Source organism: Pseudomonas sp. CDFA 610, from assembly GCF_021147865.1.
GTDB lineage: Bacteria > Pseudomonadota > Gammaproteobacteria > Pseudomonadales > Pseudomonadaceae > Aquipseudomonas > Aquipseudomonas alliivorans.
The window spans coordinates 22,694-43,329 of record NZ_JAGTPM010000005.1 but is presented as its reverse complement, the minus strand read 5'-3'; the positions used below and the strand labels follow the sequence as shown (position 1 = coordinate 43,329).

General features: G+C 59.3%; 15 protein-coding genes. 12 read left to right on the top strand and 3 right to left on the bottom strand.

The window, feature by feature from the left end; translation table 11 throughout:
- Positions 1-3: 3 nt before the first annotated feature.
- Positions 4-657 (bottom strand): hypothetical protein, encoded by a 654-nt coding sequence (locus KDX39_RS10205; RefSeq protein ID WP_231660250.1) that lies wholly within the window; start codon positions 655-657, stop codon positions 4-6.
- Between the two features lie 360 nt (positions 658-1,017).
- On the opposite strand from KDX39_RS10205, the gene purE reads away from it, so the two are divergent.
- The 4 genes from purE (at position 1,018) to KDX39_RS10185 (ending at position 3,832) form a co-directional block, all read left to right on the top strand.
- Positions 1,018-1,509, top strand: a complete 492-nt coding sequence (purE, locus tag KDX39_RS10200; protein WP_231660248.1) for a 5-(carboxyamino)imidazole ribonucleotide mutase — start codon at positions 1,018-1,020, stop codon at positions 1,507-1,509.
- Positions 1,510-1,518: 9 nt separating this feature from the next.
- The gene (locus tag KDX39_RS10195) at positions 1,519-2,601 is read left to right on the top strand and encodes a 5-(carboxyamino)imidazole ribonucleotide synthase (RefSeq protein WP_069142578.1); all 1,083 of its coding nucleotides are present in this window, start codon (positions 1,519-1,521) and stop codon (positions 2,599-2,601) included.
- 368 nt (positions 2,602-2,969) lie between these two features.
- Positions 2,970-3,215 (top strand): GlsB/YeaQ/YmgE family stress response membrane protein, encoded by a 246-nt coding sequence (locus tag KDX39_RS10190; RefSeq protein ID WP_004881638.1) that lies wholly within the window; start codon positions 2,970-2,972, stop codon positions 3,213-3,215.
- 83 nt (positions 3,216-3,298) lie between these two features.
- Positions 3,299-3,832 (top strand): DUF3299 domain-containing protein, encoded by a 534-nt coding sequence (locus KDX39_RS10185; RefSeq protein ID WP_231660247.1) that lies wholly within the window; start codon positions 3,299-3,301, stop codon positions 3,830-3,832.
- Positions 3,833-3,844: 12 nt separating this feature from the next.
- On the opposite strand, the gene KDX39_RS10180 is transcribed toward KDX39_RS10185, so the two are convergent.
- Together KDX39_RS10180 and KDX39_RS10175 are read right to left on the bottom strand one after the other, a co-directional pair.
- Complete coding sequence (locus tag KDX39_RS10180; RefSeq protein WP_231660246.1) at positions 3,845-4,756, bottom strand: D-hexose-6-phosphate mutarotase; 912 nt, start codon at positions 4,754-4,756, stop codon at positions 3,845-3,847.
- A gap of 109 nt (positions 4,757-4,865) precedes the next feature.
- Complete coding sequence (locus KDX39_RS10175; protein ID WP_099231224.1) at positions 4,866-5,267, bottom strand: acyl-CoA thioesterase; 402 nt, start codon at positions 5,265-5,267, stop codon at positions 4,866-4,868.
- A 427-nt stretch (positions 5,268-5,694) separates the two neighbouring features.
- Here KDX39_RS10175 and KDX39_RS10170 point away from each other — a divergent pair, with 427 nt between their 5' ends.
- The 8 genes from KDX39_RS10170 to KDX39_RS10135 all read left to right on the top strand — a co-directional run bounded on the left by KDX39_RS10170 (position 5,695) and on the right by KDX39_RS10135 (position 20,587).
- Entirely contained in the window at positions 5,695-6,984 is a 1,290-nt protein-coding gene (locus tag KDX39_RS10170) for an MFS transporter (RefSeq protein ID WP_184322493.1), read from the top strand.
- 152 nt (positions 6,985-7,136) lie between these two features.
- Positions 7,137-8,135, top strand: a complete 999-nt coding sequence (locus KDX39_RS10165; protein ID WP_099231228.1) for a phosphate ABC transporter substrate-binding protein PstS family protein — start codon at positions 7,137-7,139, stop codon at positions 8,133-8,135.
- 138 nt (positions 8,136-8,273) lie between these two features.
- Positions 8,274-10,559 (top strand): ABC transporter permease subunit, encoded by a 2,286-nt coding sequence (locus KDX39_RS10160; RefSeq protein WP_231660245.1) that lies wholly within the window; start codon positions 8,274-8,276, stop codon positions 10,557-10,559.
- Between the two features lie 69 nt (positions 10,560-10,628).
- Positions 10,629-12,245 carry a phosphate ABC transporter permease PstA gene (gene pstA, locus KDX39_RS10155; protein WP_231660524.1) on the top strand — a complete coding sequence of 539 codons (1,617 nt, stop codon included), beginning with the start codon at positions 10,629-10,631 and terminating at the stop codon, positions 12,243-12,245.
- Between the two features lie 70 nt (positions 12,246-12,315).
- Positions 12,316-13,149, top strand: a complete 834-nt coding sequence (gene pstB / locus KDX39_RS10150; protein ID WP_024694904.1) for a phosphate ABC transporter ATP-binding protein PstB — start codon at positions 12,316-12,318, stop codon at positions 13,147-13,149.
- Positions 13,150-13,219: 70 nt separating this feature from the next.
- Positions 13,220-13,984: a phosphate signaling complex protein PhoU gene (gene phoU, locus KDX39_RS10145; RefSeq protein ID WP_231660244.1), complete on the top strand. Its 765-nt coding sequence runs from the start codon at positions 13,220-13,222 to the stop codon at positions 13,982-13,984.
- 204 nt (positions 13,985-14,188) lie between these two features.
- Positions 14,189-15,085, top strand: a complete 897-nt coding sequence (locus tag KDX39_RS10140) for a response regulator (RefSeq protein ID WP_099231234.1) — start codon at positions 14,189-14,191, stop codon at positions 15,083-15,085.
- Positions 15,086-15,352: 267 nt separating this feature from the next.
- Positions 15,353-20,587: a deaminase domain-containing protein gene (locus tag KDX39_RS10135; RefSeq protein WP_231660243.1), complete on the top strand. Its 5,235-nt coding sequence runs from the start codon at positions 15,353-15,355 to the stop codon at positions 20,585-20,587.
- Positions 20,588-20,636: the final 49 nt, after the last annotated feature.

The window sequence follows — 20,636 nt, the reverse complement described above, 5'->3', positions numbered from 1 at the left end:
GATTCAGGGGAACTGGCTCAGGTGCTCGGTGATGCGCGCCTTGTTTTCGTCGCTGTACACATAGCAATTGGCGCGCAGGCTATTGCGGACATCGAAGATGTTGGTTTCACACCACCAGCCCTTGCGGTAGATCACCTCGGCCGCATCATGGGCGCCACCCAGCATGTGGCCCAGTTCGTGCGCGGGTGCCGTGAATGTTTCCAGCGAGGCGATGCCGGTGTAGGCGTTTGAAATCGTAAACCCCAGAATGCTCGAGTTGATTCTGTCCTGAGTCAGCAACACGTATTTGGTGGTGCCATTGCGCGGCAGGTTATTGCGATTCAGGTATTGATCGATGTTGTGCTGCCAAGGATTCCAGACAGCATCGAGCTGCTCGCCTTTGTAACTGAAATCCGTAAGTCCGGGCACATTGCGCACGAACTCCAGAACGACGCGTCGATCCGTAAAGCTTTCCAGGTCCTTTACCAGCCAGGAAAAGTAATCGTGGGCCAATCGCTCATTGTTGCGTTCCTGCACGTCATCGTGAACCAGCAGGAATAGAAACAGCGGGCGTTTGGTAGTGGCGTGATCGACGTGGTCGCCATGGTCTGCCCGCGTGGGCTGGCAGAGCGAAAAGATGGCAATCAATAACAGGTATCTTGCGTGGGTAATCAACATGGTTACTCATCCTTGAGTAGGTCATTGGAATGGCGACCCGATGCGGGCCGGTATCAAGAGCTAATGGCAGTTGTCGCGTTCCGTAAATCGGAATTGGCGATCCCCGCAGTAGTCCCCGGGCACTTGAATGTGCAGGACGTTTGGCGCTTCATGTGCGTCTCTGGCTTGTGGGTCTGCGGCGTTTGTAAAAACCTTTTACGGATGGTCGCCAGGGGGGCTGTCATCCGGTCGCTTTGAGGTATACTGCGCGGCCTTTGGCCGGTTGAATCGGTCATTATTCGTACAGCAAGCCACGCCGGTCCTCCTGCGTGGCTTGTTGTTTTTAGACGCGCCTGCGGGCGCCCGATGAGAGGCACGACGATGAGCGCACTGGTTGGCGTGATCATGGGCTCCAAGTCCGATTGGTCCACCCTTAGCCACACCGCCGACATGCTGGAAAAGCTCGGCATTCCTTACGAAGTGAAAGTGGTGTCTGCGCACCGCACGCCGGATTTGCTGTTCCAGTACGCCGACGAAGCGGAAGGCCGTGGTATCGAGGTGATCATCGCCGGTGCCGGCGGTGCCGCTCACTTGCCGGGCATGTGCGCCGCCAAGACCCATCTGCCTGTGCTGGGGGTTCCAGTGCAGTCTTCGATGCTGTCGGGTGTCGATTCCCTGTTGTCCATCGTGCAGATGCCTGCCGGTATTCCTGTAGCAACGCTGGCCATCGGCAAAGCCGGCGCGATCAATGCGGCTCTGCTGTCGGCGAGCATCCTGGGCGCCAAACACCCGCAATTCCATATTGCGCTGAAGAAATTCCGCGCCGAGCAGACAGACAGCGTCCTGGACAATCCAGACCCACGCCACGCCTGAGGTTTTTCCATGAAGATCGGTGTAATCGGTGGCGGCCAACTGGGCCGCATGTTGGCTCTGGCGGGTACTCCGCTGGGCATGAACTTCGCCTTCCTCGATCCCGCGCCGGACGCCTGTGCGGCGGCATTGGGCGAGCATCTGCGTGCCGATTACGGTGATCTGGATCACCTGCGCCAGTTGGCCGATGAAGTCGATCTGGTGACGTTCGAATTCGAAAGTGTTCCGGCCGAGACCGTGGCGTTCCTGTCGCAGTTCGTGCCGGTCTACCCGAGCGCTGAAGCGTTGCGCATTGCGCGTGACCGCTGGTTCGAGAAAAGCATGTTCAAGGACCTGGGCATTCCGACGCCTGACTTTGCGGACATCCAGTCGCAAGCCGACCTGGACGCTGCGGTAGCCAGCATCGGTCTGCCAGCCGTTCTCAAGACCCGCACGCTGGGTTACGACGGCAAGGGTCAGAAGGTTCTGCGCTCGGCCGCTGACGTGGTCGGCACTTTCGCCGAACTGGGCAGCGTGCCTTGTCTGCTGGAGGGCTTCGTGCCGTTCACCGGCGAAGTGTCGCTGATTGCCGTGCGTGCACGCGATGGCGAAACCCGCTTCTATCCGCTTGTCCACAATACCCACGACAGCGGCATCCTGCGCCTGTCCATCGCCAGCACGGATCACCCGCTGCAGGCGTTGGCTGAAGACTACGCGGGTCGCGTGCTGAAGCAGCTGGATTATGTGGGCGTGCTGGCATTCGAGTTCTTCGAAGTCGATGGCGGCCTGAAAGCCAACGAGATCGCACCACGCGTGCACAACTCCGGCCACTGGACGACCGAAGGTGCCGAGTGCAGCCAGTTCGAGAACCACCTGCGCGCCGTTGCCGGTCTGCCGCTGGGCTCCACCGCCAAGGTGGGCGAGAGCGCAATGCTGAACTTCATCGGTGAAGTGCCGGCCGTGGACAAGGTGATCGCGGTTGAAGACTGCCACCTGCATCACTACGGCAAGGCGTTCAAGACAGGGCGCAAGGTCGGTCACGCCACCGTCCGCAGCCACGACCGCGCCACGCTGGACCGTCAGGTCAAGTTGGTCGAGGCGTTGATCAAGGGCTGAGCGAGCGCTCCGTTCTTTGATCGTGCCAATACTCTGCGCACATGTCATGAAGGGTAGGGAAGCGGGTCTGATGCGGTACCGGCTGGCTGAATACAGGTAGCGTGGGAGCCAACTTGCCGGCGATAGCGTCCGTCCAGTCACTGAAAGCTGGCTGAAAACGCATCGCTGGCAAGCCGTCTCCCACAGGTTCGCAGTTATCCAGTGATCGTGTGCAGCACGGCAAGCGCAGAGTGTGAGGCGCGATCATTTGCCTCATCCCACCCCAATCCTGATTTCCCCGGAACCATTCCCTGTCGCCGTTCTCAGATAGCAGTAAGCCAAGGCTGCATTGGGTCGTGGCACGTTCAATTCATACAGAGGGAAATGGCATGGGTATCATCGGAACCATCTTCATTGGCTTGATCGTCGGCCTGCTGGCTCGTTTCCTCAAGCCGGGTGACGACAGCATGGGTTGGATCATGACCATTCTGTTGGGTATCGCCGGTTCGTTGGCTGCGACTTACGGTGGCCAGGCTCTGGGCATCTATCAGGCGGGCGAAGGCGCAGGTTTCCTGGGTGCACTGGTGGGTGCAATCATACTGCTGGTCATCTACGGCATGATCAAAAAGCGCTGATAATCCAGCGTCAGCCCTCTGTTTTGTATTGCGCAGAGGGCTAGAATGCGCGGCAGTTCTTTCTCCTCTTGCCGAGCACTATCATGCGTCGCTTTCTGTTAATGACTTTGCTGTTGGTATCCGGACTCGTACAGGCCCAGATGCCGGAAACCGACTGGCTGGAACTCATGCCAAAGTCGGACCAGAAGGCCCTCGAGGCAATGCCCGAGATTGATCACAATTCCCCCGAAGCCATGGGCACCTTCGACAGCAAGGGCGGATTGAAGCAGAGCAAGGGCTTGCCTGCCGTCATGTATTCCACCAAGACAGTCGCCGCGATGAATGGCAAAAGCATTCGTCTGGGCGGTTATCCCGTGCCCCTCGAAACCGATGCCAAAGGCCACAGCACGCTGTTTTTTCTCGTGCCTTATCCGGGTGCCTGTATTCACGTACCGCCACCGCCACCCAATCAGATGGTGCTGGTGCGCTACCCCAAGGGGTTGAAGCTGGATGATATCTACACGCCGTTGTGGGTCGAAGGCACGTTGAAGGTCGAGAAGATCAGTAACGATCTGGCAGATGCGGCCTATGCGATGGATGCAGCCAAGGTCCGTGTCGTTGTCGAATCGGACCTTTGACGCTCTGCCGGTCTAGAGCGGTTCGCTCCAGATGCTTACACCGAGAGTATGCAGGTCATCCGGGGCCAGCGTTACCACGTCACTCATGACGTTGGCGGTTTCGACGCAGACCATGCGTTGCCAGCCGTCCGGCGCCATGTCGGTGAATCGAGCGGTCTTGTCAATCCAAGGGTTCCACAGAATGGCCGAGTTTGAACCGGTGCTGTGAATCTGGATACGGCGCTGCCACTGCGGATCGACGATGCTGAGCAAGCCGTGCGTGTCCAGATAGATGCGGTCGGTTTCGCCGGTAAACGTCAGGTCGCCCGTCTGCTCACGTTCTTCCCAATTCTCCAGGGTCTCGATGTAGCGCAAACCGTCCAGCCCTTCGACGCTGACCTGGCGTGAGTCGCTGACCGCAAAGTAGGTGTGCAGCGCCTGACTGATCGTGACGGGTTCTGTGCCACAGTTGTAGCTGACCAGACTCACATTCAACGCGTCGTCCAGACGAATGCTCAGCTTGAGCGCCACATTGTGCGGCCAGCCCGGCAATTTACCTTCAGCCTGCGGCAATATGAATTCCACCAGCAAGGCGGGGCCATCTTCGCCGACGCCCAGCAGCTCCCAATCCAGTGCGCGGACTTCGCCGTGAGCCTTGGCAGGCTCGTCGCTTTGACGCATCGCCTGCACACTTTCCGGGTTGCGTTCCAGATTGCCGAACCACGGCCAGCAGATCGGCATGCCCGTGCGAATCGGTTTGCCCTGCTTGAAGACCGCTTCTTCGTTCAGCCAGACCAGAGGCTGTTGGCCGTCGCGCTGGTAGCTGAGGATATGCGCGCCTTGCTGAGCGACGACCAGTTCTACATCGCCATGACGAATGCGCCAGCAGTTCAGCTCATCGTACCGGACGGGTTCAACACTGGATTCAATCGGGGATGTAGACATGCGAAATCTCTCACTCAAGGGCCGTGACGAAATCAGACCGTTATGGACGGTATGAGTTTACCCGAGAGGCCGCAACCCTTGCAGGCGCCAGCTCTCAGGCAGGGCCTGTTCAGCGGCGCGCGGGAACCGAACGCGTACGGCCACTGGCATCAATGGCCACGAAGACGAACACCGCTTCAGTGACTTTGCGCCATTCGCTGGTGACAGGGTCATCGCTCCACACTTCGACCATCATCTTGATCGAGGTGCGTCCGACTTCGAGGGTGCGCGTATAGAAAGACAGCTGTTCGCCGACGGCCACCGGTACCAGAAAAGCCATGCGATCGATCGCCACCGTGGCGACACGTCCGCCTGCCACTTTGCTGGCCATGGCCGTACCTGCCAGGTCCATCTGGGACACAAGCCAGCCGCCGAATATATCGCCGAAGCCGTTGGTTTCACGGGGAAGTGCCGTGATTTGCAGCGCAAGGTCGCCTTGCGGAGTTGGATCTTCTTGTTCGAGCTCGATCATGCCTAGGGTGCCTCTGACCCATGACTCTATTATTTTTTGCCGCGGTTGACAGGCGCCATTCAACCCCTTGCACGTGAACATTGTATGTTCCGCTGCCGGGATGGCCCTTGAGGGAAACTCTGCGAAAACCGCTGATTCAGACGTTTTCGCACAAATTCCCGTTGCGGTTGACAGCCTGCGAGTATATCGGGCGTTGCGTCATAGAACGACCGTCGGGTTCTCTTTTTGCCTCTGCGACGTTCTTGCCAGGTATTTTTTGAGACAATTTGTTATCTTGCTGGACCTCTACAGGTGACAAGACTGCCTGTACACGCAATTTTGGTGCCTATCTGCACAGTTGCCCGGACAATCGCTTCTGCACGCTACCCTGCCGCAGCCAGCGTCGCTGTCGCATGCCCTTTCGGAACAAGTAAAGAGAAGCCTTGTCATGTCATCTGTTTCTTCTAGTACCGCGCAGCCGTCGCGACCGTTGACCCGCAGCGATTACAAGACGTTGTCGCTTTCCGCCCTGGGTGGCGCGCTGGAGTTCTACGACTTCATCATTTTCGTGTTTTTCGCGGCGGTGGTCGGAAAACTGTTCTTCCCGGTGGATATGCCTGACTGGCTGCGCATGATGCAGACCTTCGGCATTTTTGCTGCCGGTTATCTGGCACGCCCGCTGGGCGGCATCATCATGGCGCACTTCGGTGACCTGCTGGGGCGCAAGAAAATGTTCACCCTGAGCATTTTCATGATGGCCGTTCCGACCCTGATCATGGGCCTGTTACCGACCTACGCACAGATCGGCATGTGGGCACCGATTCTGCTGCTGCTGATGCGCGTCATTCAGGGTGCGGCGATTGGTGGTGAGGTACCTGGCGCCTGGGTGTTCGTGTCCGAGCACGTGCCGGCCCGCTACATCGGTTATGCCTGCGGCACCCTGACGGCGGGTCTGACGGCTGGCATTCTGCTGGGCTCGCTGGTCGCCACGGCGATCAACACGGTCTACAGCCCTGTCGAGGTCGCGGACTACGCCTGGCGTATTCCTTTCCTGCTGGGCGGCGTGTTCGGCCTGATGTCGGTGTACCTGCGTCGCCTGTTGCACGAGACGCCGGTTTTCGCCGAACTGCAGCTGCGCAAGGCGCTGGCTGAAGAAGTCCCGCTCAAGGCTGTGCTGCGTGATCATCGCGGTGCGGTTGCCCTGTCGATGCTGATGACCTGGCTGCTGTCGGCCGGCATCATCGTCGTGATTCTGATGACCCCGACCATTTTGCAGACCATCTACGGTTTTCCGGCTGCCACGGCGCTTAAAGCCAATAGCCTGGCCATCGTCTTCCTGAGCATTGGCTGTATCGCGGCGGGTGCACTGGCTGACCGCGTCGGCGCCGGATGGGTGTTTCTGCTGGGCTGTGCTGGCCTGCTGGCGAGTTCCTGGACCTTCTATCACATCCTTGCCGACAACCCTGGCGTGCTGTTTCCGCTCTACGCGGTCACCGGTCTGTTCGTGGGTACCATCGGTGCGGTGCCGTATGTGATGGTCAAGGCCTTCCCGCCTGTCGTGCGCTTCTCGGGTCTGTCGTTTTCCTACAACCTGGCGTATGCAATTTTCGGCGGCCTCACCCCGATGGTCGTGACGTTCATGCTCAAGAGCAGCCCGATGGGACCGGCCTGGTACGTGGCCATCCTGTGTGGCGTGGGCATGGCCATCGGCGTCTACCTGATTTCGAAAAAGCGCTGATACGTCAGCTCGACGCGGCAGTCCGGTAAAGGCCATCCCCTGAGCAAGGGTGATGGCCTTTTCATCTTATTGTCACAATCAATTCATAGAGTGGTCACAAGACCCGCCACAACGGGTCTGGATCCCTACATACCCTGCCAGGAGCGCAAGGCATGACACTCAAGAGTTGGATGACTGCACTGACATTCGCTGCGGCCGGAGTTGCCGCTGCCAGTTCGTTCGCTGCCGTCGACCCCGCCATCAAGGCCTACACCAAGACCTCCGGTGTGTCGGGCAATCTCTCCAGTGTCGGCTCCGACACCCTGGCCAACCTGATGACCTTGTGGGCCGAGGCTTACAAGAAAGAATACCCGAGCGTGAACATCCAGATTCAGGCTGCTGGCTCATCGACAGCCCCGCCCGCGCTGACCGAAGGCACGGCCAATCTGGGCCCGATGAGCCGCAGGATGAAAGACGGCGAGCTGTCGGCATTCGAGCAGAAACACGGTTACAAGCCGACGGCCATTCCGGTGGCGGTGGATGCGCTGGCGGTGTTTGTTCACAAGGACAACCCGATCAAGGGCCTGACGCTGCAGCAGGTCGATGCGATCTTTTCGGTGACGCGCCTGTGTGGTGCCAGGGCGGATGCGAAGACCTGGGGCGATGTTGGGGTGACTGGCGATCTGGCGGGCAAGCCGATCCAGTTGTTCGGCCGCAACTCGGTGTCCGGCACCTACGGTTATTTCAAGGAAGAGGCCTTGTGCAAAGGCGACTTCAAACCCAACGTCAACGAACAGCCAGGTTCAGCCTCGGTGGTCAGTTCGATCAGTAACTCGCTGAATGGCATCGGTTACTCGGGCATTGGCTACAAGACCTCGAATGTCAGAACGGTTCCGCTGGCGAAAAAGGAAGGCGCAGAATTTGTCGAAGACAATGAAGCCAACACCTTGAACGGCACTTACCCGCTGTCCCGGTTCCTTTACGTCTACGTGAACAAGGCACCCAATCAGCCGCTGGCACCGCTGGAAGCCGAATTCATCAAGCTGGTGCTCTCCAGGCAGGGTCAGGAAGTGGTCATGAAAGATGGCTACATTCCGCTGCCCGCCCGCGTGGTCGAGAAAGCGTTGACCGACCTCGGCCTGCAGGGTGCCGCCGCAATGGCAGCGAAGTAACAGACGCATTAACGAGGCTCAATGGACTGGCCTTGTCACACGTTGAACAGTCCGCCGCCGGTTTTCCTGGGCAGCGGGCTTTCTTGCGTCACTCTTCTGTAATGTTTCTGTAATACAAGGCCGCTACGGTGTGTGCGCATGAATGAGTTGGCTAAAGCCGTAATGAATCAGGACTCACCTCCAGAGCGTATTGACTTCAATACGCCTGCGATGCTGCGCAAGCGTCGTTTTCGCGCGTTCAAGGATCGCCTGACTCACTGGTATGTCGCCATCGGTGGTCTGGCGGTGTTGGCTGCGATCACCCTGATTTTCTTCTACCTCGCTTACGTGGTGGCGCCGCTGTTCAAGGGCGCGAGCCTGACCGCTGCTGCGCCACTGAATGCGCCCTGGCTGCAGGACGCCGGCAAGCCGCTGATGATCGCCATTGAAGAGCAGAACCAGATCGGGATGCGTATCTCCGACAAGGGTGAAGTGGTGTTCTTCAATATCAGTGACGGCGCGCAGCTGCAGCGTATCGTTCTGCCTGTTCCTGCCGGGGCGAGTGTGGTGTCTATCGGCAAGGACCAGCCTGGCGCGCCGCTGATTGCCCTGGGCCTGTCCAATGGTCAGGTGCTGGTGTTCAGGCATTCCTATCTGACCACTTATCCGAACAACCAGAAAACCATTACGCCAAGCGTTGCCTGGCCTTTCGGCGAGACGCCGCTGGTGCTGGATGAAGCCGGGCGTGCCGTCGAACACGTGACGATCAGCGCCGATGGCGAAAGCCTCAAGGTGGCGGGCTCTACCGGTACTCAGTTGCATGTCATGGCGCTCGATCAGACCGAGAACATGATGACGGGCGAAGTGACCCGCGAGCAGAGCCGTATCGAACTGCCGCAGATGTCCGCTGCGGTCAAAGCCATCTACATCGACCCGCGCCAGCATTGGTTGTATGTGATCAACGGCCGTGCGCAGGCCGACGTGTTCAGTCTGCGTGACCGCACGCTGAACGGGCGCTACAAACTGCTGGAAGACGGCAACGCCGAAACCACCGCCAGCGCGCAACTGGTCGGCGGTATTTCGTTGATCATCGGCAACTCAAAGGGCGGCATGACTCAATGGTTCATGGCCCGCGACACCGACGGCGAGCAGCGCCTGATGCGCGTTCGGGATTTCAAAATGGGCGGTGCACCCATCGTGCAGATCAAACCCGAGCAACGTCGCAAAGGCTTCATCGCACTGGACGCGTCGGGCAGGCTGGGGGTTTTCCACAGCACCGCGCACCGCACCCTGCTGGTCGATCAGGTCGTGGATGGCCCTGGCATTCTGGCCTTGTCGCCTCGGGCCAATCAGGTGCTGGTGGAAAGCGGCAGTACCCTGTTGCCGCTCACACTGGATAACCCGCACCCGGAAGTGTCCTGGAGTTCGTTGTGGGGCAAGGTCTGGTACGAAAACTACGATGAGCCCAAGTACGTCTGGCAATCCACCGCTTCCAACAGCGATTTCGAGCCCAAGCTGAGCCTGGCACCGCTGACCTACGGCACGCTCAAGGCCGCGTTCTACGCCATGCTGCTGGCCGCACCGCTGGCAGTCGCTGCCGCGATCTACACCGCCTACTTCATGGCACCGCGCATGCGCCGCAAGGTCAAGCCGGTTATCGAGCTGATGGAAGCGATGCCTACGGTCATTCTCGGCTTTTTCGCCGGTCTGTTTCTGGCTCCTTATCTGGAAGCTCATCTGCCGGGCATTTTCAGCCTGTTGCTGTTGACGCCCATCGGCATTCTGCTGGCAGGCTTTTTCTGGACGCGTCTGCCGGATTCGATCCGCCTGCGCGTACCCGACGGCTGGGAAAGCGCGATTCTGATTCCGGTGATTCTGCTGGTGGGCTGGTTCTCGTTGAGCATGAGTCCGCATCTGGAAAACTGGTTCTTCAGTGGCGACATGCGCGGCTGGATACGTGACGACCTGGGCATTACCTACGACCAGCGCAACGCACTGGTGGTCGGGCTGGCGATGGGCTTTGCCGTGATCCCCAACATTTATTCGATTGCCGAAGATGCGGTGTTCAGTGTGCCGCGCAGCCTGACCCTCGGCTCGTTGGCGCTGGGCGCTACGCCTTGGCAGACCCTGACGCGCGTCGTGATCCTGACCGCCAGCCCGGGCATTTTCTCCGCCCTGATGATTGGCATGGGCCGGGCAGTGGGTGAAACCATGATCGTGCTGATGGCGACCGGCAATACGCCGATCATGGACATGAACCTGTTCGAGGGCATGCGCACGCTGGCGGCCAACGTCGCCGTGGAGATGCCTGAATCGGAAGTGGGCGGCAGTCATTATCGAGTGTTGTTTCTGGCGGCGTTGGTGTTGTTGATGTTCACCTTCGTCATGAACACCGTCGCAGAGCTGATTCGTCAGCGCCTGCGCAAGAAATACTCGTCGCTTTAAGAAAGGTAGAAGTTCGTGAAAAGGAACTCCCTCAACGGCTGGTTCAAAAGCGGCGCCCCCGGCGTCTGGATGAGTGCGGGTGCCGTTTCCATCGCTGTGATCATGACCATCGGCCTGCTGGCCGTGATTGCCGTGCGCGGTCTGGGGCATTTCTGGCCCGCCGATGTGATTGCTGCGCAATACGACGTGCCCGGCCAGGCGAAGCATGTGCTGGTGGGCGAGCTGGTCGAGAAGGAACAGGTGCCGCGTGTGCGCTTGAAGGATGCCGGTCTGCCGGTGCCCGAGTCAGGCCCAGAATTCATGACCCGTGAGCTGTTCAAGGTTGGTAATCGAGACCTCAACCCCAGTGACTTTACCTGGGTGATCGGCGAATGGCTGACGGATGAAAGCCGGCCCGCCGAACTCATGACACTGGAGCGTCGCGAGTGGGGCAACTTCTATGGCTATCTGGTCAATGTAAAAGAGGGTGGACGGGTCGTCGCCGAAGGCGAAGCGGCCTGGCCGACCTTGCAGGAGCGCATCAGGCGCGTTGAAAAGCTTGCTGACGAACTGTATGCACTGGAAAAGAAAGACATCGGCGCCATCAATCATGGCATCGAGCATCTGCGCCTTCAGGCTCGCAAGCTGGAACTCGATGGCAGGCTGGATGCCGCCGCTCAGGCCGATATGGCGGTCGAGCGTGCAGAACTCGACGCCCGTTACGCCGCCATCGAAGATCGCCTCAGTGCGCTGCATCAGGCCTTTGATCGCGACAGCCTCACGGCGCGCGATGCCAGCGGCAAGGAAATCGAGATCAGCCTGGGCAAGGTGGTGCATGCCTATCAGCCCAACGCGATGGGCACGGTCACCAAGCTGAGTTTCTATTTCAAGAAGCTCTGGGAATTCCTGAGCGATGACCCTCGTGAAGCCAATACCGAGGGCGGCATCTTTCCGGCCATTTTCGGCACGGTGATGATGACCCTGATCATGGCGATCATTGTTACGCCATTCGGGGTGCTGGCGGCCGTGTATCTGCGTGAATATGCCCGTCAGGGCCCGCTGACCCGCCTGATCCGGATTGCGGTCAACAACCTCGCCGGCGTGCCTGCGATTGTGTACGGGGTGTTCGGCCTGGGGTTTTTCGTCTACGTGCTGGGCGGTTCGGTGGATCGGCTGTTCTTCCCCGAAGCGCTGCCGGCGCCGACCTTCGGTACACCGGGTCTGTTGTGGGCGTCATTGACGCTTGCGCTGCTGGCGGTTCCGGTGGTGATCGTGGCGACCGAAGAAGGGCTGGCGCGGATTCCGCTGACCCTGCGAGAAGGTTCGCTGGCCTTGGGAGCCACCCAGGCCGAGACGTTGTGGAAGATTGTGTTGCCCATGGCCAGCCCGGCGATGATGACCGGACTGATTCTGGCGGTGGCCCGTGCCGCCGGCGAAGTTGCGCCCTTGATGCTGGTCGGCGTGGTCAAGCTGGCGCCATCGTTGCCACTGGACGGAAATTACCCCTATCTGCATCTGGATCAGAAGATCATGCACCTGGGTTTTCACATTTACGACGTGGGCTTCCAGAGTCCCAACGTCGAGGCTGCTCGCCCGCTGGTGTACGCCACGGCGCTGTTGCTGGTGCTGGTCATCGCCTTGCTCAACCTGTCGGCGGTCAGCATTCGCAATCACCTGCGAGAAAAGTACAAGGCGCTCGACAACTGATCCCCGAGTGCCGCCCCCTCCCGCAAGGCGGGCGGCTCGATGAAACGAATGGTTCGCACAGGAGCAATCCATGCAACACGAAAGCCCGACTCACGGCATGAGCATGTCGGCACTGAGGCGTCACAAGCAAGGCCTACACCTGGCCGACGAAACCGTGGCGATCGAAGTGCCGGGGCTCAATCTGTTCTATGGCGAAAAGCAGGCGCTGTTCGACATCGCCCTGAACATTCCCAAACAGAAGGTGACGTCGTTCATCGGTCCGTCGGGTTGCGGCAAGTCCACATTGTTGCGCACCTTCAACCGCATGAACGACCTGGTGGATGGCTGCCGCGTCGAGGGCGCGATCAATCTGTACGGTCACAACATCTATACCAAGGGCGAGGAAGTCGCCGAGTTGCGCCGTCGCGTCGGCATGGTGTTCCAGAAGCCGAACCCGTTTCCCAAGACGATCTATGAAAACGTGGTCTATGGACTGCGCATTCAAGGGATCAATAAAAAGCGCGTACTCGACGAAGCGGTCGAGTGGGCCTTGAAAGGCGCTGCCCTGTGGGATGAGGTCAAGGATCGACTGCATGAGTCGGCACTGGGCCTGTCTGGCGGTCAGCAACAGCGTCTGGTCATTGCCAGAACCATCGCCGTGGAGCCGGAAGTCCTGCTGCTCGACGAACCCTGTTCGGCACTCGACCCTATTTCGACCCTTAAAGTCGAAGAGCTGATCTACGAACTGAAATCCAAATACACCATTGTGATCGTTACTCACAACATGCAGCAGGCGGCTCGGGTGTCGGATTACACCGCGTTTATGTACATGGGCAAGCTCGTCGAGTTCGGTGACACCGATACGTTGTTCACCAACCCGGCCAAAAAACAGACTGAAGACTACATCACCGGTCGTTACGGCTAGGACGTGCTTCGTCAGACCTGAACCACCGCTGCGTTTTCGCAATTAACCGGACGTTCCAAGGACACCCAGCATGATCCACAAAGACAGCCACACGCATCACATTTCCCAACAGTTCAACGCTGAACTCGAAGACGTTCGCAGCCATTTGCTCGAAATGGGTGGCCTGGTCGAGAAGCAGGTCAACGATTCGGTCACGGCGCTGATCGAAGCCGACTCGGGCCTGGCCCAGCGGGTTCGTGAAGTCGACGACCGGATCAACCAGATGGAGCGCAACATCGACGAAGAGTGCCTGCGCATTCTGGCCCGTCGTCAGCCTGCGGCTTCGGACCTGCGTCTGATCATCAGCATCTCCAAGTCCGTGATCGACCTGGAACGCATCGGCGACGAGGCCACCAAGATCGCTCGCCGTGCGATTCAGTTGTGCGAGGAGGGCGAATCGCCACGCGGCTACGTCGAAGTGCGGCATATCGGCGATCAGGTTCGCAACATGGTGCGTGATGCCCTCGACTCGTTCGCCCGCTTCGATGCGGAGCTCGCGTTGTCGGTGGCTCAGTACGACAAGACCATCGATCGGGAGTACAAGACGGCCCTGCGTGAGCTGGCGACCTACATGATGGAAGATCCGCGTTCGATCTCCCGCGTGCTGAACGTCATCTGGGTGCTGCGCTCGCTGGAGCGAATCGGCGATCACGCACGCAACATCTCGGAGCTGGTGATCTATCTGGTTCGCGGCACTGACGTGCGTCACATGGGCCTCAAGCGCATGAAGGAAGAAGTGCAGGGCATCTCTGCGAGCGAAAAGGCTAATGTTCCGGACGACGCTGACGATAAGTAAGATTGCCTGCAATAAAACGCCCGGCACTTGCCGGGCGTTTTTCGTTGTGCAGACGTACATTCTCAGTCGCCTGCGGATTAAATCCCATGGCGCAGTCAATCAATATGGCAGTTGGCTACTGGTCAACGCTATGCTTGCCGAAACAAAGGGCGTGTTGGCATTTTGCAGTTCGCCTCCAGGGTGAACACGTCCGCAGGAGCGTCGATGAGTAAGGTCAGTGTATTGGTGGTGGATGACGCGACGTTCATTCGCGACTTGGTTAAGAAAGGGCTGCGCAATTATTTTCCCGGGATTCATACCGAGGACGCAGTCAATGGTCGCAAAGCCCAGGCGTTGCTGAGCAAAGAGACGTTCGATCTGATTCTGTGCGATTGGGAAATGCCAGAGATGTCCGGCCTTGAGCTGCTGACCTGGTGCCGTTCGCAAGACAACTACCTGAAAACCGTGCCGTTCATCATGGTGACCAGTCGTGGCGACAAGGAAAACGTCGTGCAGGCCATTCAGGCCGGTGTCAGTGACTTTGTCGGCAAGCCGTTCACCAACGAGCAACTGCTTTCCAAGGTCAAGAAAGCGCTGGCCAAGGTCGGCAAGCTGGACGCGGTCATGTCCACCGCCCCGGCCCGCATGAACTCTCCACTGAACGACTCGCTGAGCGCGCTGACCGGCGGCAAGGCCGAAGTGGTTCGCGCCGCACCTGCGGCTGCCCCGGCGGCAGGCGGGATTGCCAAGGCACCCCCCGTCGCAGCAAAGACGGCGGAGCCTACCGGTCGTGGACAAGGTCAGTTGCGTTTGCCTAACGGCATTCAGTCCTGCGTGATCAAGGCGTTGACCCTGAAGGAAGCGTCGCTGGTCGTGCGTCGCAGCGATAACCTGCCGCAAGTTCTCGACAGCGCCGTGCTGGACCTGGAGCAGGGCGAGAGCAATGAGACAGCGCGCTTGAACGGTTACCTGCACTCGGTAGCAGCCTTCGAGCAGAAGCCCGACAGCGACTGGCTACAAGTGATCTTCCGTTTCGTCGACCAGGACGCGCAGAAGATGGATTACCTGTCACGCCTGATTGCACGCGGCACGGCACAGAAACACTTCGTTCCAGGCGCCTGATTGCCGCTCCGGCGTCTATGTCCGACTTTACGTCATCGCTGTGCTTCAGCGGCACAGTGATGGCAGCCGGTGATAGGGTCCTGTTGCCGATCACATCGTTCCTCATCGTGCTTGCATGCCTTTGACGGCAACATCTGCGTCTGCCTGACAGGGCTGTGTGATTTTTCGGTGCCTTTCTGTACCCGTTTTCCTCTTTTCCGCACGCAGCGACTTCTATTTAGTTTTTCCAGAACCCTCACGTCCTGTGAGCTTCTGGAACGTATACACATGCCATCGCTTCAATCGAACATTCTCACGCTTGATACCCGTCAATTGCTCTTCAATGTGGCGGTTGCACTTGACCCGAATCTGCCAGTGACCGATCTGTCCAACAGCGACGTGGTGCCCGAAGACCACTTCCGAACGGTTCGACGGGTCCTCAATCACCTGCTCGGCGACGACATCCGCTTTTTGACCGACGGTCTGGCCCAACCGAATGCCGAGCAGGAGCGCAAGCTGTCTCTGCTTTATCAAAGCGACAAGGCGCGCCAGTTGTGCGCTGACACGTTGCACGTGCCCGAAGCCGACGTCAGTGCCTGGCTGATGCATCAATTCTTCGCCCGTATTGCCTGGCTGAATGAGTCGGTCGTCGTAACCGATAAGGCTCGGGCACAGTTGGAAAACTACCTGTATGTGACCTTGCCGTTCTGGGGAGGAAGTGTCGTTCTGGGGCAGGACGAGTTTTCCGAGCTGGGCGAGCTGCTTGTTCCGGTGCCGGACGATTTACGCTTGTGGATGGTGCAATTCAGGCGGGGCGCCCGGCTGGTGCCGATTGCTCAATGGGTTGCCTTGAGCCCGGCACAGACGCTCTACAACGGTCTGGCTGCATGGCATGCCGCGACCCACACGGACACCGGGCAGGATGCGATCAGTCTGTTTTGCGAAAGCTTTTCAGGTCTGATCCCGACCACCCAGTACCGTGACCGTGATGTGCTGGACTGGCTCAACCTGGGGCTGGAGAGGAACGATTTCTGGTCGTCGTTCACGTCGTCACTGAAGGGTGCACTTGGCGACGACGGTTTGCTGGACGACTTACAGATGGACCTTGCGACGCCGACCTCGCTGGCAACACGGGTAGGCTACCTGGGCAAACTGGCCGGTTACGTGGTGGATCCCGACAATGAGCAATGGCTAGCGTCTGCCGTGGCCGAGGCGCGACAGGCCCCCGGCATGCGAGCGCTGTCTCTGGCGATCAGGCTGAGCTTCGAGCACACGGGGCTGGCGTTTGAGTCGGCCATTCTGCTGGCGTCGTTGCTACTGTTTTCGGACCTGGAGTCGAGCCTTCAACTGAGCGAGGCGCTTCCTGGCTCGCAGCTTTTGAATGCCACTGTTCCACGCCTCGATGCCTGGAGCCCGCTACGCAATGCCAACCAGCTGTTTGCCCGGATGGGGATCGAGGTGCTGTGCCGATCCGATGGGGCAGACCGTGTATTGCGTCTGTCGGCCCGTGAGACCTGGCATGCCCTGATACATACGTCCTGGTTTGAATCGACCTTCTCTCCCATGCTCGACAGGATGGACTGGTACACAAGCCGCACCGATGAAGGCGCTTCACCGCGCATCACGCAGGCACTGGCGGGGCGAGCGATCATTGATTATTTCCTCGGGGCTCCGGAAGCGGACGGCGAATCCCTTGAAACGAGTCTTCGCAGCGAATGGGTACTGAACTACAGCCATCGGCAACTGAGCGAGCGGGTCAAGATGCTCATTCGCTATCGACAGCCTGACGCAACGACGAGCACCGTGGACTTGCTGCATTACCTGGTGTTGCGCGAGGCGATGCCGGAGCTGCTGGTGGAGGGTGTGCCTGATCACCTGCAATACGGGCGATCCTTACAGAGTGTGGCGTTCATTCACGGGGTTGCGCTGATCGAGGCCATGACGCCCGGCCTGTCGGTCACGACGCCTTACGATGAGCTGATCAAGGTCAGCGCTGACTTGAGTCAGTCGCAAGATCCTGAAGTGCATACGTTATGGGCCACTGCTTTGACGGTTCCGGCCCTGCGTTATGCCACTGCCCACGGCGTCGTCCGGTGGTCGGGTACAAATGATGTCCTTCAAGCATCCGCCACGCAAATCAGCGAGGCACTGAGCCATGTGCAGGCGCAGCAGGAGCAGCACGCACAGGAATTGAACAGCCTGCTGTCGATCAAGCCGCCGGACCGCCGAAAGCTTGCGCAGCAAATGCTGCAGGACGCAGGCGTCGGTCGCTGGCTGTGGGACCAGGCCGTCAAGATCGATCATTGGCCGGTCTTGCAGGACCATGGCTTCACGATTGCCTTTTCCTATTCAGTCGACCACTTGACGGCAGTGGGGCAGCCCGAAGCCACGGTTCTGGAGCTGGTGATGATGGGAGAGGCTTACATCCCTGGCACGCCGACGATCCCGGAGGCTTACGCCAGCGCGTTCGATACCTTCCGCAAGGCACTGGTCAGCGCGCAAACCGAGGTCATCAAAAGGCTGGTGAACGAGATGCAGCCGGAGTCGCGTGACATGCTGTTGAGCGCGACCTGTGAGATCAGTCGGGTCCGGTTTGGCTCAGAAGAAGGCACCCAAGGGCTTTTCCTGCGTTGTCAGCGCGGTGATCATCGCAACGATTTCAAAGGTCATTCGGTCAGCGAGTTCTTTTTCGAGCTGATCCCGGCTGCTGGCGTCGCACGTGAAGTCAGCCAGCGCTTCACTTACGCCGTCGACGGCGTCACATGGTCCCACCCGATCTCGATCCCTGAGGCGTTTCACCTGCGTGACGCGCATCAACGTCGCATCGAAGAAGCCAGGACCACGCCGTTACTGCCCATGGACAGTGACGCCTACCTCACGGGCACCGTGTCGCGCGTCATTACAGAGATTCACACCCCTGCCCAAGGCACGCTGGTGCCTTCCGGCGAACTGGTTTACTTGACCGCTGCCAATGAGCAGACCAGCGTGGCTGCGCTGGCCGCTGCTGCGGCGAGCCACTTGCTCGCAGGCTTCCTGGAAAAAAGCAAAACCGAGCACCAGCACGAAACGAACTGGGAGCGTATCTGGGCCAGGGAACGTGAGTACGCGGACGCCATTGCCCGCTTCATCGTCCCGTTTTACAGCTGCATCAAGGATCTGGAGAGCGGTGACCATTCAGCCGGCGTCATTGTCGGCTGCGTGATCGATATCGCATTTGCACTGGTGCCGCTGGGGCAGTTTGCGGGTTCGACGGCGCGCATCGTGCTGCGCGCCGGGGAGATGAGTGTCTGGTCCGTCACGCGCCTGACCGTCAAGGCGGTCGGGCGCCTGATCGTGGGCCTGGCCGAGCAGAGCGGAGCAGTGCTGGTGCGTGATGTGTTGAAGGTCGGCATCAAACTGGGCCGGTTCGGTCTCTCGAAGCTGCTTGAGGCCGTGCCATCGTTGAAAGCGATCTTCGCATCGCGGGCGGTGATGGAAAGTACATTCAGCCTCGATAAAGGCATGTACCGCATTCTGGATACGCCCCAGCACCCTTGGCAGCCCCGGCGCGTTGCATCGGACAGTCGGGCTGTGGTCGATGGTCGCTCCTCAATGGCCGTACGTGATGTCGGTACGGCGCAGCAGCCGGATTTCAGGCTGCTTGATCCGGAAGCCGACCGTGTTTTCGGAAAAAGACTGACTCCCTTGTCCTCTGCACAGTCCCCGGAGTTTTCCGTTCTGTCGGCGGCAGACAGCATCGGTCCCGACCGCTACCCGCCTGTGCTGCCGATCACGTCGGTGGAAGACGGCTTTCATGAGGCTCGTATCGATAGACGCTGCAGCGTAAGCGCAATCAAAAGAGCGGAAGGCGAGCACGACATCCTGATTGATGGCCATGCGTACCATCTTGACGCTGACGCCCCGAATGCCGCACTGCGCAAGCGACCGATCGCCAGGCTTTCATCAACGACCGAAACGTTGAGAGAGACGGAGAACCTGTGCCGGGTACGCCGTGACCTGATGTCAGTGCCTTGTGCTACGGGCGTCAAGCTGGCTACACCAGCTCCTGAACCCGTGCAGCCGGGTTCCACATCACCCAAACGCACTGGCAAATACCCCAGCCATGCCATGGATGCCCGCGAGTTCACCCTCGACAGGCAGTCTTTGGTGAGTGATGGCGGAGCGCAAGATCTCGATGTGTTCGTCAACGAGGGCAAATATTGCAAATGGTCCGAGCCGGTCGAAGCCCAGGCATCGACATCGTCGCAAGCCTCAGTCGCGACGGGCAAGGCAGTTGTGCCTCTTTCGGAGCGTGAACGTGCGCTGCTTTCGTTACCGGAAACGCCAGCCTATCTGCCGGAGTTGCAAGGCTCACTGGCAAACGATCATCTTCTGGGGCTGCCGGAGAACTTCGGGCTCGAAGACTCCGGGTCCATCTATCAGCATGTTCCGGTCGTTGAGCTGGGTGCTGTGGCGTCGGGTGTTCAGGACACGCGGACCTTGCGTGGCATTCGCATGGAGATTGCCGGGCAGGACTGGATCTTCGTGGAGGCCGACACGGGTGTGTTCTACAAAGCCCGAACACCCTCTGCAGTGGGTGACCTGAACCTCAGGTTCTCCCGTGTCGAGGACGCCGATGAGATCAATACCTTCATCCGGCTGTCGGAGCAATACCGGGTGTTTCGAGAGCGCCCCGATGCGGTCATTGACCAGGAAAATATCGCGCGCCTGCTGTTCGATCTGGTCGACGAGTCTGAACGGGCGTCGTGGCACGTCTCGTGGAGCAGACAGATCAAGACTTATGACGACTACGCCAGTTGGTGCCAGGCCAGCCAGCAGAGAAACGAGTTGCTCAGGATCGCCAGCGATGTGTTGTCGGGTGAAGCGATTCAGAAACGGTTCGTGGACCTCGCCAGGGCCAGCATCCCGGATTTCAGAAAAATTGCCGAGCGAACCCTTCCCGAGCAGCAGCACATTGTGGATATCCTCAACCGCCTTATGCCGGTACAGGGCTCCAAGGCAAAGTGGGAGATGTTGAATGTGCAGAGTGTCGTGACACCCAAAGCCGCGAGAAATATCCTCGACCAGGTCAAGGGTGCCAACCTGTCTTTTGTCCAGGTGTACACCGAGTCGGGTGAGCGGATGGTCTACTACGCGCTGTCCGGCGGGCTGAAGGCCAAGGCTCTGAAGTTGCAGTTCGATCTGGCTGAAAGCGCTGAACGCGTCATCGACGGCGTGGTGTTTCGTGATGCACGAGCACGCATGGCCGGGCGTCTGCCGGATCCGGGTTTCACCAGCCTGCCGGTGGTCAGAGACGCTGATCGTCTGGTGGTCAGGGAGTTCGGCCGACAGGTGGATTCCGAGCGTTTGATCGCTACCGTGCTCAAGGAGGACTTGGCTTCGACGCGATTGACCCATATCAAGGTGTTTACGGTGATGGACACCTGTCGCTCCTGCGGCGGTTTCGTTCTGCCACGCCTCAAGCTGGACTTCCCGGACGCGAAGTTCTCCGTGACTTACCTGAAGGATTACGGCAAATCATGAGGCCTTTGTCGTGGCGCCGGGCCGGTCATGCGGCACCGCGACCCAATGG